Origin of the sequence: Pseudoxanthomonas sp., assembly GCF_036845285.1 — a bacterium.
GTDB lineage: Bacteria > Pseudomonadota > Gammaproteobacteria > Xanthomonadales > Xanthomonadaceae > Pseudoxanthomonas_A.
The window spans coordinates 123037-139215 of the sequence record NZ_DAIUEE010000003.1 but is presented as its reverse complement, the minus strand read 5'-3'; the positions used below and the strand labels follow the sequence as shown (position 1 = coordinate 139215).

Annotated in this window: 14 protein-coding genes; 5 read left to right on the top strand and 9 right to left on the bottom strand. The window is 67.6% G+C overall.

What is annotated here, in order from left to right; all coding sequences use genetic code 11:
- The first annotated feature begins 261 nt into the window (after positions 1-261).
- The gene (locus V7060_RS05295; RefSeq protein ID WP_062350899.1) at positions 262-888 is read left to right on the top strand and encodes a DUF47 family protein; all 627 of its coding nucleotides are present in this window, start codon (positions 262-264) and stop codon (positions 886-888) included.
- A gap of 12 nt (positions 889-900) precedes the next feature.
- Entirely contained in the window at positions 901-2022 is a 1122-nt protein-coding gene (locus V7060_RS05290; protein WP_334178212.1) for an inorganic phosphate transporter, read from the top strand.
- A gap of 170 nt (positions 2023-2192) precedes the next feature.
- Here the strand turns inward: V7060_RS05290 and V7060_RS05285 are convergent, their stop codons facing one another.
- Positions 2193-2603, bottom strand: a complete 411-nt coding sequence (locus V7060_RS05285) for a hypothetical protein (RefSeq protein WP_334178211.1) — start codon at positions 2601-2603, stop codon at positions 2193-2195.
- A gap of 42 nt (positions 2604-2645) precedes the next feature.
- Between V7060_RS05285 and V7060_RS05280 the strand changes: the two genes are divergently transcribed.
- Both V7060_RS05280 and V7060_RS05275 read left to right on the top strand, forming a co-directional pair.
- Positions 2646-2984 carry an MGMT family protein gene (locus tag V7060_RS05280; RefSeq protein ID WP_334178210.1) on the top strand — a complete coding sequence of 113 codons (339 nt, stop codon included), beginning with the start codon at positions 2646-2648 and terminating at the stop codon, positions 2982-2984.
- Positions 2985-3027: 43 nt separating this feature from the next.
- On the top strand, positions 3028-3678 hold the full coding sequence (locus V7060_RS05275; RefSeq protein WP_334178209.1) for a rhomboid family intramembrane serine protease: 651 nt from the start codon (positions 3028-3030) through the stop codon (positions 3676-3678).
- A gap of 70 nt (positions 3679-3748) precedes the next feature.
- Here the strand turns inward: V7060_RS05275 and V7060_RS05270 are convergent, their stop codons facing one another.
- The 7 genes from V7060_RS05270 to V7060_RS05240 form a co-directional block, all read right to left on the bottom strand.
- Positions 3749-5770: a M13 family metallopeptidase gene (locus V7060_RS05270; RefSeq protein WP_334178208.1), complete on the bottom strand. Its 2022-nt coding sequence runs from the start codon at positions 5768-5770 to the stop codon at positions 3749-3751.
- A gap of 191 nt (positions 5771-5961) precedes the next feature.
- Positions 5962-8043: a M13-type metalloendopeptidase gene (locus V7060_RS05265; protein ID WP_334178402.1), complete on the bottom strand. Its 2082-nt coding sequence runs from the start codon at positions 8041-8043 to the stop codon at positions 5962-5964.
- 219 nt (positions 8044-8262) lie between these two features.
- Positions 8263-9972 carry a CHASE2 domain-containing protein gene (locus V7060_RS05260; protein WP_334178207.1) on the bottom strand — a complete coding sequence of 570 codons (1710 nt, stop codon included), beginning with the start codon at positions 9970-9972 and terminating at the stop codon, positions 8263-8265.
- Positions 9969-11621 carry a FecR domain-containing protein gene (locus V7060_RS05255; protein ID WP_334178206.1) on the bottom strand — a complete coding sequence of 551 codons (1653 nt, stop codon included), beginning with the start codon at positions 11619-11621 and terminating at the stop codon, positions 9969-9971. Before V7060_RS05255 ends, V7060_RS05260 begins: the two co-directional genes overlap by 4 nt.
- A gap of 122 nt (positions 11622-11743) precedes the next feature.
- On the bottom strand, positions 11744-12760 hold the full coding sequence (locus V7060_RS05250) for a serine hydrolase domain-containing protein (RefSeq protein ID WP_334178205.1): 1017 nt from the start codon (positions 12758-12760) through the stop codon (positions 11744-11746).
- 71 nt (positions 12761-12831) lie between these two features.
- Entirely contained in the window at positions 12832-13608 is a 777-nt protein-coding gene (locus tag V7060_RS05245; RefSeq protein ID WP_334178204.1) for a queuosine precursor transporter, read from the bottom strand.
- Positions 13609-13611: 3 nt separating this feature from the next.
- Complete coding sequence (locus V7060_RS05240; protein ID WP_334178203.1) at positions 13612-14283, bottom strand: DUF502 domain-containing protein; 672 nt, start codon at positions 14281-14283, stop codon at positions 13612-13614.
- Positions 14284-14355: 72 nt separating this feature from the next.
- On the opposite strand from V7060_RS05240, the gene V7060_RS05235 reads away from it, so the two are divergent.
- Positions 14356-15693: a hypothetical protein gene (locus V7060_RS05235; RefSeq protein WP_334178202.1), complete on the top strand. Its 1338-nt coding sequence runs from the start codon at positions 14356-14358 to the stop codon at positions 15691-15693.
- Here V7060_RS05235 and V7060_RS05230 read toward each other — a convergent pair whose 3' ends face one another.
- A complete protein-coding gene (locus tag V7060_RS05230) occupies positions 15694-16155 on the bottom strand; it encodes a DUF4442 domain-containing protein (RefSeq protein WP_334178201.1) in 462 nt (153 codons plus the stop codon). It abuts the gene before it with no gap.
- Positions 16156-16179: the final 24 nt, after the last annotated feature.

The following is a 16179-nucleotide window of genomic DNA, read 5'->3' as shown; positions in this document are numbered from 1 at the left end:
GCGGGGAGGGCCGGCAAGGCGGGCGGAGTCTGTCGCGGGGGACAGTGGGGGGAAGTAGGGTCGTCGTCCATAGGGTGCACCCGGGGGCGCCGGGCGAGTTTAGCAAACGGCCGGCGGGCGGAGACGCGAAGCTGAACAAGACATTCGGCCAATGCGGGGCGGTCGGGGGGCGCTCTGGCTGCCCGGGCTGTCCGGAATAGTCACGGAACGGTCATAATTCCGCTCCTGAAGCCGTCCATCCCGTGACGGTGGGACCGCCCGATGTTCTCCCTCCAGACGATCTTCGGCTCCGGCCAGCAGTTCTACACGCTGTTGGACGAGGCCGCCCAAGCCGCCCACGACAGCACCAAGGCCCTGCACGCCATGATGAAGGCGACCGACCGCCAGCCGGCGCTCGATGCCTTCAAGCTGGCGCGCCTGCGCGAGCGCGCGGCCTCGGACAAGATCGGCAAGGCGCTGGTGGACAGCTTCATCACCCCGATCGAGCGCGAGGACATCGAGGCGCTCGGCTCGGCGCTGTACAAGATCCCCAAGCAGGTCGAGAAGTTCGCCGACCGCTATTCGCTGGCCATCCAGCACCTGGACGGCATCGATTTCGCGCCACGCGCGGCGATGCTGGAACAGGCGGCGAGCGTGGTGGTCGACATGGTCCACGAGATCAAGAAGATGAACATCGATCGCATGACTTCGCTCAACGAGAAGCTGCGCGCGATCGAGAACGAGGCCGACCGGTTGATGCTGGAGCTGTACCGCGACATCTATTCCGGCCGCCTGGACCACTTGCAGATGTTCCTGCTGAAGGAGTTCTTCGAGATCCTGGAGAAGGCCATCGACCGCTGCCGCGAGGCCGGCGTGGTGGCGTACCAGATCGTCCTCAAGAACAGCTGACGGGTTTCCATCATGCTTACCCTCGTGCTGGTGGTGATCCTGGCCGCACTCGTCTTCGAGTTCATCAACGGCTTCCACGACACCGCCAACTCCATTGCGACCGTCGTCGCCACCAAGGTGCTGTCGCCCGGCCAGGCAGTGATGCTGGCGGCCGGCATGAACCTGGTCGGCGCGCTGATGGGCACCGCGGTGGCCAAGACGATCGCCTCGGGCCTGGTGAATACCGACGTGGTGCAGGTGACTTCGCAGGTCATCCTGTGCGCGCTGCTCGGCGGCATCGTGTGGAACCTGATCACGTGGTGGAAAGGCCTGCCGTCGTCGTCCTCGCACGCGCTGATCGGCGGACTCTGCGGCGCTGCGCTGGCCGCCGCCCACAACGACTGGGCCGCGCTGATCTGGTCCGAATCGCTGGGCGACTGGACCCACAACAAGGGCATCCTGTGGAAGGTCGTGCTGCCGATGATCACCTCGCCGGTGGCGGGCTTCGTGCTCGGCATCCTGGTGATGGTGGCGCTGTGGGGCCTGATCGCACTGCTGTCGCGCGCCGGAGGCTGGCTGGGACGCCTGGCGCGCCCGTATTTCGTCAACAAGTTCTTCGGCAAGGCGCAGATCCTGTCGGCCGCCTACATGGGGTACGCGCACGGACACAACGATGCGCAGAAGACCATGGGCATCATCGCGCTGACGCTGTTCGGTGCCGAGGCCAGCGGTGCGCTGGACGACCTGCCGGGCTGGCTGGCCTTCCTGCATCCGGGCGCGGCGGGCGAGCAGGACATCGCGATGTGGATCGTGATCACCTGCGCCATCGTGATGGCGCTGGGTACCGCGTCGGGCGGCTGGAAGATCATCAAGACGCTGGGCCACAAGATGGTGAAGCTGCACCCCATCAATGGCTTCGCGGCGGAAACCAGTTCGGCCACCATCCTCACCGTCGCTGCGCACTTCGGCATGCCGGTGTCGACCACGCACAGCATTTCCACCGCCATCATGGGCGTGGGCTTCGCGAAGAATCCGCGCGCGCTGAAGTTCAGCGTGATCGAACGCATCCTGTGGGCGTGGGTGCTGACGATTCCCGCCGCCGGCGGCATCGCCTACGGCCTGCTGCGCCTGCTGGAATCGATCGGCTGGGCTTGAAGGCCGTGATTCGTGACGGGTGATTCCTGATTGGTAGAAGCCAAAGCAAAGGGCGGGTCGTTGACCCGCCCTTCTTTTTGTCTGGAATCGAGTTCTTGAGGGATTCGATAGCGCCGCTCTTGCGAATCCCCAATCCCCAATCCCCAATCCCCAATCCCCTATCACGGCTCCTACAGCAGATCGCCCTCGGCAGACAGCGCACGCTCCATGCTGTCGCCAAGGCCACCGATTTCCAGCACCAGCCGGTCCACTTCGGCCGGGCTGAGGCTTTCGTAAGGACGGTTTTCGCACAGCTGCAGGTAGGGCACGCCATCCAGTTCGCCGATCGCCAGGTAGCCCACGCTGCTCTGCCAGTTGAACGTCAGCGCACGGCGTGCGTCGATGCCGGTCATCGGTGCGATCACCGTGCTCACGCGCAGGTAGCCGCGCTCGTCGTCGTTGCCGAGTTCGGACAGGTAGATGGCCTGGTGCCGCTTGCCGTTGCCCAGCGACAGCTCCACGCAGGCGACGTACGGGTCGTGCATGGTCACCTTGTAGCCGGAGGAATTCAGATGGCCGCGGACCTGCTCGAAGTTGTGCATGGGAAGCTCCCCCTGTTGCCGATGCCGCTATGCTAATCCCGCATGAGCGCCAAGTCTCCCGAAGATCGCATCCTTGCCGCAATCCGTGCGATACCGCACGGTCAGGTCGCGGGCTATGGCGAAGTGGCGCATCGCGCAGGGCTGCCGGGCCGCGCGCGGCTGACGGCGCGCATCCTCAGCCAGAACGACGATCCGGCGCTGCCGTGGCATCGTGTACTGCGCTCCGATGGCCGCATCGCGTTCCCGGAAGGTTCCAAGGCGTTCCGCGAGCAAAGCCAGCGCCTGCGCGCGGAAGGCGTGAAGGTGGAAAACGGACGCGTGAAGCGCCCGCGCAAGGAAGACGATCTGGATGCGGCGTTGTGGGGGCCGGGCGCGCGTTGATGCCGTCCGCTTATGATGTGAAGCGACCGTTTCGAGGATTGCCATGTTTCCCCCACTTCTCCCCGTCACCCGCAATCTGCTGATCGCCAACGTCGCCGTCTATCTGCTGCAGCTCATGCTGGGCGGGACATTGGAAGCGTGGTTCGCGCTGTGGCCCATCGGCCACGGGTTCATGCCGTGGCAGTTGCTGACGTATGGCTTCCTGCACGACACCAGCGGGTTCGCGCATCTCGGCTTCAACATGCTGGCGCTCTACATGTTCGGGTCCTCGCTGGAGCAGACGTGGGGGGCGAAGCGTTTCCTGACGTACTTCCTGGTGTGTATTGCCGGTGCCGGTCTACTGCAACTCGCCGTGGGCTGGTGGATGGTGTCGGCTGGTGCGCTGCCGTACCCGACATTGGGCGCATCGGGTGGCGTGTTCGGCCTGTTGCTGGGTTACGGCATGCTGTTTCCGAACAACCGCATGATCGTGTTTCCGTTGCCGATGGAGATCAAGGCGCGCACGCTGGTCATCTTCTACGCGCTGCTCGCCCTGGTGCTCGGCTTCACTGGCCTGCAGCCGGGTGTGGCGCACTTCGCGCATCTCGGCGGCATGGTGGTCGGCTGGCTGATGATCCGCTACTGGCGTGGCCAGCCTCCGTTCGGCAGGGGGCCGCGCAAGCCGAAACCGCCGCACCTGCGCAGCGTCAAGTAGAAAGAATCTGCAGGACAAAGAAAAACGGCGCGGAATCCCGCGCCGTTTTTTCATGCAGCAGGTGCGGAGCTCAGCGCCAGATGCGCACCTGATCCGCTTCCTTCGCCTGCATCGGCTGGCCGGCCTTGCAGGTGAAGGCCTGGGCGAACGAGGGCTGCTGGGTCAGCGGACCGTTGGTGCGCCACTGGCCGGGTGCGTGCACGTCGACGGCGGCCCGCTGTGCGGCTTCGGTCTCCGACAGGTTCTGCGCCCACAGCGTGGCCCAGGCCTTGTAGAAGGATTGCTTCGTGGCGGCGTTGGCCTGCGGCTCGGCAGTGGCGAAGGCGTCCCACGCCAGTTCCACGCCGGCCAGGTCGGCCAGGTTCTCGTCGCGCGTCAGTGCCCCGTTGACCTTGACGTTCTTCAGGTCCGGGAAGGCGTAGGCGTTGTACTGCGCGACCACCTTGTCGCCCAGCGCGTTCCACGCGGCGACATCGGCCGGCGTCCACCAGTCGCGCAGCTGGCCCTTGGCGTCGACCATGCGGCCCTTCACGTCGAAGCCGCGGCTCAGTTCGTGGCCGACCAGCGCACCGAACGCGCCGTACTGCACGGCAGCCGGCTGCTTCGCGTCGAAGATCTCTTCCTGCAGCACGGCGGCGGTGACGATCAGCCGGTTCTGCGCCAGATCGTAGGCCAGCGCGGGCTGCTGCGGCAGCACGTCCCAGCGACGGTCGGCGTTGCCCTTGCCGATGCGCTTCATCTCTTCGCGATGGCGCCAGGTGGACGCGATCAGCATATTGCTGCCGAAGCTGCCGCGGCCCATCGGCTGCACGCTGTAGTCGAGATCGCGCCTGGGCGTGCCGACTTCGATCTTCAGCTTGTCCAGCTTGGCCTTGGCTTCGGTCTTGGCGGCCTCGCTGAGCCAGGTGTTGCGCTCGATGCCGCGGCCCAGTGCGTCGCGCACCTGGCCGGCGATCTGCTCGGCGCGGCGCTTGTGCTCGGCCGGCACATAGCGCTCGGCGTATTCCTTGCCGAGCATCGGGCCGGCGGCGAGGTTGATCGCGTCCAGCACCTGCTGCCAGCGCGGCGCCGGCGCGGCTTCACCACGCAGCACGCGGCCGCGGAAATCGAACTCGGCATCGCGGAACGGCTTGGCCAGGTACGGCGCCATCGCGTCGCCCACGCGCCAGCGCAGGTAGGCCTTCCACTGGTCGGGCTTGAGCGAGCCGACCAGGCTGTCCAGGCGCTTGAATAGCTCGGGATCGGCCATCGACACCGTGTCGTCGCTGACGCCCTGCGCCTTGAGGAAGGCATCGAGCTGCAGGTTGCGGTATTGCTTGCCCAGGTCCTTGGTCGGCACCGGTGCGTAGTTGGCGAAGGGGCTGCGCAGGTCGACCAGCGGCTTGGATACCTGCGCCAGCCTGGTTTCCACGTCGATGACCAGCGCGGACTCGGCATCCAGTTTCGCTGCCGGCGTACCGGTCAGCGCCAGCACCTGCTTCACGTAGGTGCGGTAGCGGCCCAGCAGCTCGCGCGTGTCGGCGTCGGTGCGGGTGTAGTAGGCCGGGTCCGGCAGGCCAAGGCCGCCCTGCATGAAATAGCCGATGTGGCGGTCCAGTGCCTGCAGGTCCACGTCGGGGCTGAAGTTGAACGCCACTGGCACGCCGACCTGGTGCAGCGCGGCGATGGCCGGCGCGACGTCCTTCGGCTTCTTGATGGCGTTGATGCGGTCGAGCAGCGGCGCGATCGGCTTGGAACCATCGGTCTCGACCGCGGCTTCGTCCAGACCGCTGGCCCAGAAGTCGCCCAGCAGCTTCTGCACGTTGCCCTGCGGTGCCTTCATCGCGCCGTCGAGCAGGGTGCGCTGCTGTTCCAGCGTGCGCTCGCGGAACTCGCCAAGCAGGCTTACCGCGCCTTCTCCAGCCGAGACGGGGTTCTTCTTCAGCCAGTCCGCGTTGGTGGCGGTGTAGAAATCCGCGCATTGCGCGCTGACGGCCGGTGCAGCGGGGGCGCGCTTCTTGCGCTGCGCTTCGGCATCCGGGGCGCCCAGGGCAATGAGGAGGGCGAAGGCGATCAGGGTGGGGCGGCCGAGAGCGTGGCGCGGGCTGGGCATCAGGAACATCCGGGAGTTCAGGGGTCGGGCGATTCTAGCAAGGCTGCCGGTGACGGCCTGCAGGTCCGCAGGGGGAATCCCGCGCCGGGTGGCGGGTTTTGCGGGCGCGCGTCACAGCTCCGTCGTCGCTCCCGGAAAAAGAAAGGCCCGGGCATGCCGGGCCTTTCCACTTCACGACGTGGAGTATGCGGTTACCAGATCACGACCTGCTGGTCGCCGGCACGCACCATCGCGTCGCCGGCCTTGCAGGAGAACGCGGCCGCGAAGGTCGGCAGGTTCGACGGTGCGCCGATGGCACGGAACTGCGCCGGGGCGTGTTCGTCGGTGGCGATGCGGTTCTTCAGCTCTTCCGGGGTGAAGTTGCGGCGCCACACGGTGGCCCAGTTGAGGAAGAAGCGCTGGTCGCGGGTCAGGCCGTCGGTCTTGGGATCGGGCGTGTCGCCCGCCGCGGCCTTCATCGCGTCGTAGGCCGTGGCCAGGCCACCGAGGTCGGCGATGTTCTCGCCCAGCGTGTGCTTGCCGTTGATGGCCTGGCCTGCGTCGGTGCGGTAGCCGTTGAACTGCGCGATCAGCTTGTCCGTGCGCGAGGAGAAACCCTTGGCATCGGCCGGCGTCCACCAGTTCTCGAACTTGCCGGTGGCCCCGAAGCGGCTGCCCTGGTCGTCGTAGCCGTGGGTCATCTCGTGGCCGATCACCGCGCCGATGCCGCCGTAGTTCATCTCATCCGTGGCGTTCGGGTCGAAGAACGGCGGCTGCAGGATGGCGGCCGGGAACACGATCTCGTTCTGCAGCGGGTTGTAGTACGCGTTGACCATCTGCGGCGGCATGCCCCATTCGGTGCGGTCCACCGGCTTGCCGATCTTGCCCAGGTTCCACTTGTAGTTGAACTCGGTGGCGGCCTGCACGTTGCCGTAGTAGCTGTCGCGACCGGTGGACAGGCCGGACCAGTCGCGCCACTTGTCGGGGTAGCCGATCTTGGTGGTGAATGCGGCCTGCTTCTCCATGGCCTTGGCCTTGGTGTCGTCGCTCATCCACGCCAGGTTCTGGATGCGGGCCTTCAGCGCGGTGCCGAGGTTGGCGACCAGCGTTTCCATCTTCGCCTTGGATTCCGGCGTGAATGCCACCTTGACGTACATCTGGCCGAGGGCTTCGCCGCTCTGGTCCTCGATGGTGCCCAGCACGCGCTTCCAGCGCGGTTGGATTTCCTTCTGGCCGCGCAACGTCTTGTTGTAGAAATTGAAGTTCTCGTTGGCGAACGCGTCGCTCAGGTACGGCGCGGCGCCATCGATGGTGTGGAAGCGCAGGTAGGCCCGCCATGCTGCGGCATCGGTATCGCCCAGCATCTTGCTGACTTCCTGGTGGAACGCGGGCACGGCCAGCGAGAACTTCTCCTGCGGCACGACGCCCTGCGACTCGAAGAACTTCGTCCACGAGAAGTTCGGCGTCAGCTTGTCGGCATCGGCCAGCGTCACCGGGTTGTAGTAGATCGACACGTCGCGGGACATCTCCTCGCGCGACTTGGACACCTTCGCCAGGCGCGTCTCGAACGCCATGATGTCGCCGGCCTGCTTCTGCGCATCGGCCGCGGCGACGCCGGACAGCTCCAGCACCTTGGCCATGTGCGCAACGTAGTCCTCGCGGATCTTCTTCTTGTCGGCATCGAAGTAGAAGTTCTTGTCCGGCAGGCCCAGGCCACCCTGGAAGGCGTAGGCCATGTTGGTGTCGGGCTTCTGGAAATCGGCTTCGGCGCCGAAGCCGAACAGGAACGCCTGGCCCTTCGCGGCGCTGCTGTTGAGGTACGCCACGATGGCGTCCTTGTCCTGCAGGCCGTCGATGGTCTTCAGCTCGGGGGCGATCGGCTCGATGCCCTGCGCGTTGGCCTTGGCTTCGTCCATGCCGGTGGCCCACAGGTCACCGACGATCTTCTCGACGCCCGTGGCGCCCGGCATTGCGGCGGCCTGTTCGGCCAGCTGCTTCTGCACGGCGGTGGAGCGTTCGGCCAGCATCTCGAAGGCGCCCCAGCTGGTGCGGTCGCTGGGGATCGCATTGGCGGCCAGCCACTTGCCATTGGCGTAGCCGGCGAAGTCGGTACAGGCGTTCTTGGTGGTGTCCAGGTCGCCGATCTGGAAGCGGTTCACGCCCGGCAGGGCGCTCTCGTCCAGCTTCAGCTCCAGCGCGGCGGGCGCCTGGGCGGTGGCGGCGTCGGCCGGCGCGGCTTCTTCCTTCTTGGCGCAGGCGGCCAGCGCGGCGGCCACGGCGACGGACAGCATCAGGATCTGGGGTTTGCGGGCGATCACGGGTTACTCCGGCCCTGGACAGGGCAATGGAAAAAAGGAACCCCCGAGGCGGGGGCGTGGCCGGACTCTACGCCTGTCGGGGTGAGGGTAGGTGTGTCTAAGGTCATGGACGGTCGCGGGAACTTCGCACTGTGTGCCTGGTCCCGGCGGCGCCCGTGAACGGGCAGCCGCATCCGCAGCCGGGGGGCGGCGGCGCTACATCCGCGGGGCAGAGGACCCGGCCGGCTCGTGTTCGCCGGTATGGCTGAAGCTGCGGTTCCGCCCCGCCTGCTTGGCGCGGTAGAGCGCGGCGTCGGCGCGATCGAAGACATCTTCCGGCCCCGCATCGTCCCCGCTCACATAGGTATGGATGCCGACACTGGCGGTGAAGGGAGGCGGCGCACTGGTATTCGCGCCATGCGGTTTGCGCCCGTGGTGGGCCAGGTCCACGTGGATGGTCGTCGCGATGGTCGCCGCCGCCTGCGCGGAGGTTTCCGGCAGCAGCACCGCGAACTCGTCGCCACCGAGGCGGGCGACCAGGTCGCGCGGACGTCGCGCGCGGCTGCGGAGGATGCGGCCGAGCGACTTCAGCGCGGCGTCGCCGGCGGCGTGACCGCGAGTGTCGTTGAGCTGCTTGAAGTGGTCGATGTCCATCACCAGCAGGGACAGCGGCTGGCCACTGCGGCGCGCGATGCGCAGTTCCTGGTCCAGTGCGTGATCGAAGCGGCTGCGGTTGGCCAGCCCGGTGAGCGCATCCGACTGCGCCTGGCGGTGGGTGCGTCGCAGCAGCCTGTAGATCCACAGCGAGGCGCCCAGTGCCAGGACAATCATCGCGGGAGCCGGCGAGAACCAGACGTGGCCATAACGCAGCAGCAGCACGGACAGCACCAGCGTGCCGGCCATCGTCAGCACGGTCGGGCGCCAGATGCGGCGCAGGCCGGGCAACCGCGACAGCAGCAGCGGCAGCGCCGCCAGCACTGCGGCCAGCAAGGCCAGCCATCCTTCGGACATCGGTGTGATCGACGCGCGCTTCAGCAGCATGTTCAGCAGGTTGGCCTGGTAGTCGGTGCCGCTCATGCCGGCAGTCGGCGCCTGCCCGGGTGCGCGGGCCAGCGGCCCCATGCCGGTCGCGCTGACGCCCACGAGGATCCAGTTGCCGCGCAGCAGCGAGGCCGGGATGCGCTGGTTGAGGACGTCGGTGTACGACACGTGGCGGAAGGCATTGGGTGGCGAAGTGAAGGGGACCAGAACTTCATGGTCGCGCACCCATTCAAAGGGCGAGACCGGTTCCAGGCCGGTGGTCACCAGGCGGCGACCGGGCAGGTCGGTGCCGGCACCCGCGGCCTGGTCCAGCTGCAGGAGCGCCAGCGCCAGCGCGGGCCAGTGCGGCGAACCGAGCCCGGCGCGCAGGTAGGCGCTGCGCGCCACGCCGTCGTCGTCCAGCGCCATCTCCGCATGGCCCAGCGACGCCGCCGATGCGGCGAACTCGGGGATCGGCATCAGCTCCACGGTGGAGCCGTTGAGCTGGACGGGTTCGGCCAGCACCGGCAGCACGACGCGGCCGCTGCGGCTGATCGCACGGGCCAGCAGCGCATCGCCTTCCGGGTCGAACAAGGCCGGCTCCGACAGCAGCACGTTGAATGCGATGCCCTTCACGTCGGTCAGGCGCAGGCGGTCGACCAGTTGCGCGTGCGTACGCCGCGACCACGGCCAGCGGCCGAGTTCGGCCAGGCTTTTCTGGTCGATGTCGACCACCACGATGCGGGGATCGGCGTCGGGCGCGGCGCCCAGCACCAGGCGGTCGTAGATCCACGCGTCGAGCGGCGCGGTGATGCCCGACAGCGTCACCAGGATCGCGAGGGCAGCCGCGCCCACCGCCGTCAGCAGGCGGGGTTTCCATTTGAAAGAGGGCGCGGCGTTGCTCACAGGGCCAGCAGTATGAGCAATGCGCCCGCTCCGGCGCCAATCCGGCACCAGCGGCAGGGGACTTCGACGATCTGCGGAGCCGGGAGCGGTCCCTCGAAGCCGTCCACGTCGATGGTCTGCGCACGCAGGTACCACGTGCCGGCGCGCAGGCGGGGCAGGGTGATCTGCGCCTCATCGACAACCTGGTCGACCTGCGGCGTGCTGAAGTCGGGCGTGCGCGACATCTGGAAGCGGTAGCGCTGGCCGGGCTGGCCCGCAGGCCAGCGGAACGTCACCTCGCGGGTGTTGCCGGCGGCGGCCGAGCCGTCGATCCCGGTCACCTCCGCCACCGGACGCACGGTGAACGCCAGCCGGTCGCCGAAGGGACCGGCCTTGCCGGCACCGTCCACGCTGCGGATCCGCCAGGCGTATTCGCCGGGCGGCAACGGACCGGGCAGGCGGGCCGTTGCCGCGCCATCGACCCGCGCATGCGCGACGGGCTGCGCGAATCCGGCGGTACCGGCAACCTCGTAGTCGTATGCCGTGGCGCCGGGCGCCTGCGTCCAGCGCAGCACGACTTCCGGCGTACGCACCACGCTGGCTGCGGCAGGCGCGATCGAATAGGGCGGTGCCGGCTGATCGTCTATCCCCAGCTCGGTGACGGCATCGCGACCTTCCAGCCCGTTCGCCGCGATCGCACGCACGCGGATGAAATACAGGCCCGCGTCGAGCGCTGGCAGGGTGTAGGCAGGCATGTCGCTTTCGGCATCCACGAGCAGGCTGTCGAACGTGCGCATCGCGCTCACCTGGATGCGGTACTGCCGAGCCGACTCCACGGCAGGCCAGGCCAGCTCGGGACGGGCGCTCTGCGACAGCGGCGCGATGCACGAGAGGTCGGGTGCGGGCAGCAGCGTGACCGGAGTGACGGCCGACTGCCCGGCGGCCACGACGGCGCCGTAGCCCGGGCGCAACAGCGCGCCGCGCTGGCGGGGGGCGTGCATCGCCACGCGACCTTCCAGCACTTCGGTCTGGGTGTGGCCGTCGCCGGCTTCGACACGGAACCGGGTACCGCGCACCGCCGACGATGCGGTAGGGGTGTCGATGATGAAATTCGCCGCCGGCCCACGCAGGCGGCGCACGTCATTGCCGATCCTGCCGCGCTGCAGGCGCAAGCGTGTATCGACCATGCCCGAGCGGCCGAAGCGGGTCAGCCGGTCGAGCACCAGCTCGCTGTCGCCGAGCAACAGCAGGCGGGAACCATCGGCGAACTGCAGGCTGAGCGACGCCGTCGGCGCGGTCTTCAGCATCACGCCGCTGGCGAGGGACATGCCGGGCGTGACCGGTGCGTCATGGCCTGCGGCCGAGCGCGCGGTGGCATCGCCCTGCAGCGCGATGATCCTGGCGTTCGCGGGCTGGCGGTCCAGCCACTCCAACGGAATCCGCAACGTGCTGCCGGGCGGCAACTGGTAAGGGTTGGTGATGCGGTTGTGTTCCTGCAGTCGCTGCCAGGGGACCGACGGCTTGAGATAGGCGCCGGTCACGTCCCACAACGTATCGCCGGGTCGGACACGGTAGACCCACTCCTGCGCCTGGGCCGACCACGACACGAGCAGCAGGATCGCCAGTCCCCATCCCAGCCATCCCGTTCCCTGGAGTGCCCGCTTCTGCATCACCCGCTCCTGCGCCTGCCACTACGAAGTGTTGAATCGGTCACAATTATAAGCGTCCCGATGGGCGGACTGGCCGGCGGCGAACGGTTTTCTCGTCAAATCACATCGGGCCGTAGGCGTGCTTACGGCACCGCATCCCACAGGCCGGCGATGCGCCGCGCCAACCGGTACGGTTCGGGGTCGTCGCGGTTGCTCAGCACGACCACGGTCAACCGCTGCGCAGGGAAGCGCAGCAGGACGTTGCGGAAGCCGATGCTCTCGCCGGAATGCCATTGCATGCGCCCCTGCAGGCGCCAGCCGAAGCCGTAGTGCGCGACGTCCGGTTCGGTGGTCGCGGTGGCGGGAGCGAATGCCTGCGCACGCGACGCTGCCGACAGCAGGCGGTCGTCGTACAGCGCGGCGTCCCAGCGCGCCAGGTCATCCAGGGACGAATAGATGCCGCCGTCGCCAAGCACTGCGCTGGTGGTGCTCTGGTCGGTGCGCTGCCACTGGCCGTCGATGCGGCTGTAACCGAAGGCACGGTCCTTGACCGCGGGACCGTCGTCCTCGCGCGCCAGCGTTGCCGCCATGCCGAGCGGTCCGAAGATCCGCGCCTGCAGAAACGCCGCGAAGTTCCGGCCCGAGGCGCGTTCCACCACCAGCGCCAGCAATGCATAGCCGCTGTTGCTGTAGCGGTAGTCGCTGCCGGGCGGAAAATACAGGCGGTCCTCGCGTTCGAGCAGGCGCAGCACGTCGGCGTCATGCACCTGCCGGACCTGGTCCGCGGGTAGCAGGTCTTCGTAGTCGATCAGGCCGGAGGTGTGGCTGAGCAGGTGCCGCAGCGTGATGCCATCCGCAGCGGCCGGCAGCGACGGCAACCAGCGTCGCAGCGGGTCATCGACCGTCAGGGCGCCGTCCTCGGCCAGCAGCAGGACACTGGCGGCGGTGAACTGCTTGCTGACCGACGCAAGGCGATAGTTGGTCTTCGGTGACGCGGCGATGCCGGCCTCGAGATCGGCCATGCCGTAGCTGCGCCGGAATGCGGGCGCGCCGTCCTTCAGTACCAGCACCGACGCGCCGGGCACCTGGCCGGTGTAGTCGCGCATCCACCCGTCGATGGTGGCGTCGCGCGTGGCGGCGCCCGATTCACCCGTCGTCATCAGCAGGACTCCCAATAACCAGGCCGTTTTCATCGTGTTCTCCCGAGGCCGGCACCGCGTGGCGCATCGTTTCAGTCAACCGCAGCCTCGGCGCGCAACTGCCGCTCCCGTTCGTGACCCAGGTAGCGGCGGATGCCGTGGCGCATGAGGTAGAGCAGCGGGATCAGCGCGATCGCGGCCAGCATCTTGTAGGCGTAGTTGACGGTGCTGACCGCGAGGAACAGCGACGTCGGCCACTTCTGCGGACCCAGCACGAAGGCGATGTAGATCACCACGAAGCTGTCCACCAGTTGCGAGATCGCGGTCGAGCCGGTCGCCCGCAGCCACACCCAGCGCTCGCCGGTGGCGTTGCGGATGCGATGGAAGACGGACACGTCGATCAACTGGCCTGCGAGGAACGCGACGACCGACCCGGCGATGGTCCACATGCCCTGGCCGAAGATGGCGGCGAAGGCCTTCTGGTAGTCCGGCACGCCCTGCGACTGCGCCGCCTCCACCCACCAGCCGGCTGGCGCCAGCGCGATGGCGGCGAAGGCGAAGAGAAAGCCGTAGACGATCAGCGCCACCGCCAGCCACGAAATGAAACGCACGCCGCGCTTGCCGAAAAATTCGTTGATGGTGTCGGTCAGGATGAAGACGAACGGCCACAGCAGCGTGCCGGCGGTGAAACTCAGCGAGCCCGCCTGGCCGAACAGGTTCCATTCCAGCGGCGCGACGCCCAGCGTGTCTTCCAGCGCGAAGATCTTGACGCCGATGAACTCGGCCATCACCGCGTTGGCGCAGAACACCGCCGCCAGCACGATGAAGAGGCGGACCGCGCGGTCGTCCAGCGTGCGCGGTGCGTCCATCGGTCAGCGATCCCTTGCGCGGGTGAAGGGCATCGTCTCCGGTGCCACGGCGCCGCCGGAAATGATGAAGCTCATCGCCTGGTCCACCGTCCAGTCGGTCGGTGTCAGCAGTTCGACCGGCACGATCTCCAGGTAGCCGGAGGTCGGATTCGGCGTGGTAGGCACGTAGACGGCCGCGAGCTCGCGGCCGCTGCCCTCCTCGCGGATCACACGCGTCACCAGGCCGACCGACTTCATGTCCCGGTGCGGGAAGTCGATCAGCACCACGCGCTGCGTGCTGCCGGGCTTGGTCTCCAGCATGTCCAGCAGCTTGCGCGCGCTGGTGTAGATGACGTTCGCCAAGGGCACGCGCGCGATCAGCGCCTCGAACCAGCGCAGCAGCCGCTGCCCGATCACGCGCCGCGTCAGCGCGCCCACGGCGACGATGACGAACAGCGTGGCGACCATCGCGATGGTGTTCTGCACCCACAGGCCGTTGAACCAGCCCAGCGACTGCGGGAACGAGGCCGCGATCTGGTGCGACAGCGGCTCCACCCACGGCTTGCTGATGCCGGACAGCAGCACGAACACGAACTTGATGACGACCCAGGTCAGCCAGATCGGCAGCAGGGTCAGCAGGCCGGTGATGAAGAGCTTCTGCACCGATACGCGGTGCGCGGGATGGTCGGGGGGCATGGCGATATTGTAGGCCGCCGCGCAGTCCCGGCTATATAGTCGTCGGCAGGACGCTGTTGCAGGGGGAATGGAATGAGCGGCTTCTTCAGGTGGTTCGGGTTGGTCGTGTTCGGTACGGTGGTGGTCGCGGTGTCCCTGTACACCATCAGCCGGCTGATGCCGATCCCGGCGGAGGATGCCGAGGCGCTGGCCCTGATCGAGGCGCCCCGGTCGATGGAAGGTCGCAACGGCTTTGCGGCGCTGTGGTCGTTGCAGTACGACGTTCCCGTGGCGGAGGCCGAGCGCTTGCTGGTCCTGGAGGTCGAGCGCTTCCGGTCGCAGCCGATCCGGGCTGGAGCGGGTGTGGAACCGTCCCCTGCCTCCGCGCTCGATGCGTACCCGCGGATCGATGCCGAAGGTGGTGCTGATGTGCTCTGCAGCGGCCGGGAGGCGCATTGCCTGCGCCACGTCCGCGATCGCATGGAGGCCCTCGTGCCTGCCGTGGCGATCCGGAAGCCGCTCGCGGCGCGGGTCGCCGCGCTGGACGCCTACGATTATTTCCGCAATCCGTTTCCGGCACGGCCGGACACGCCGCTGCCCGCCTACAGCCCGCTGTTCCAGACGCAGACCCTGCATGCGTACGCGTTCGCGCGCGGAGAGCGCGAGGAAGGCCTGCGTGGCGTCTGCCGGAATGCGTCGATCGCCCGCAAGCTGGTCGCCAGCGGTGACATGCTGATTGGTGGCGTGGTGGGGACGGCGCTGATGGATATGTCCGCACGACTGTTCGTCGACATGCTGGCGGACCTCCCTGCCGATTACCAATTGCCGGGCGAATGCGCGGGGGCGTTCGACGCGGATGGCGCGATGGTCGCCGGTATCTGCCCCACCATGATCGGCGAAGGGCGCTATCTGCTGGAGGGCTTCAGCGCATTGAATGTCGACAAACAGCCGTGGCATCGCAGGTTCATGGCGGATCTCGTCCTCGACCAGCGCAAGACGATGGCGCGCGGCGCACGTCGCCACGCCTGGTTCTGTGGACCGCAGGCCGACGCGCTCGTCCAGGCGGATACGCCGCTCGGCAAGCACGCGCCGTTGTCCGGAGGATGGACGTTCTCCTGCATCGCGAACGCGACCGGCTGCATTCTCGACAACATCGCCGCGCCTTCGCTGGCGGGCTATGCGGAGCGCTTCCAGGATGCGGAGGCCCGGCTGCGTGGCGTGTCGGCCTGGCGGGCGTTGCGCGGGCAACGCAACGATGCGCGTCCGTTGAAGGAACGGCTCGACGAATGGCAGCGCGCGCATCCGGGCGGCCGCAGGATCCGTGTCGGTACCGACGGTGGCGGGCTGGAGATCGACCTGTTCAACGACAGGCAGGGCAGTGTGTTCGCGCTGCCCCTGCCTGCAAACCGGGCGGACCTGCCGGCCCTGTGATCAGCGCGGCCGGCGAGCTTCCGGCTTCAGTCGCACATAGATCTGCTTGCGCACGCGGGCGACGACTTCGTTCTGGGCGTTGAAGACGTCGGCCGGCATCCAGCGCAGGTACTTCTGGCCATCGGCGGCCTCGGTGCGGATCTCGTCGAGCACGCGTTGATCCAGGCGGAACTCGGCGTGCAGTGTGCCCTTGCCGGGCTTCACGAACTCGATCTCGGCGGCCTTGTCCCAGACGTAGTACTCGCTGCCCAGGCGTTCCTTGGCCAGGATCATCCAGAACGGATCGGTCATGGCGAACAGGCTGCCGCCGAAATGGGTGCCGACGTAGTTGCGGTTCCAGGGGCGCATGCGCAGTTCGACGCGCGCGAAGCTCCAGTCCGGTGCCATCTCGGTGACGTGGATGCCACTGAGCAGGAAGGGCGGCCACACATTGAAGATGTGCCGCAGGGTGCCGGGTTTCATGCGGGACTGCCGGGTTCGGTGAGG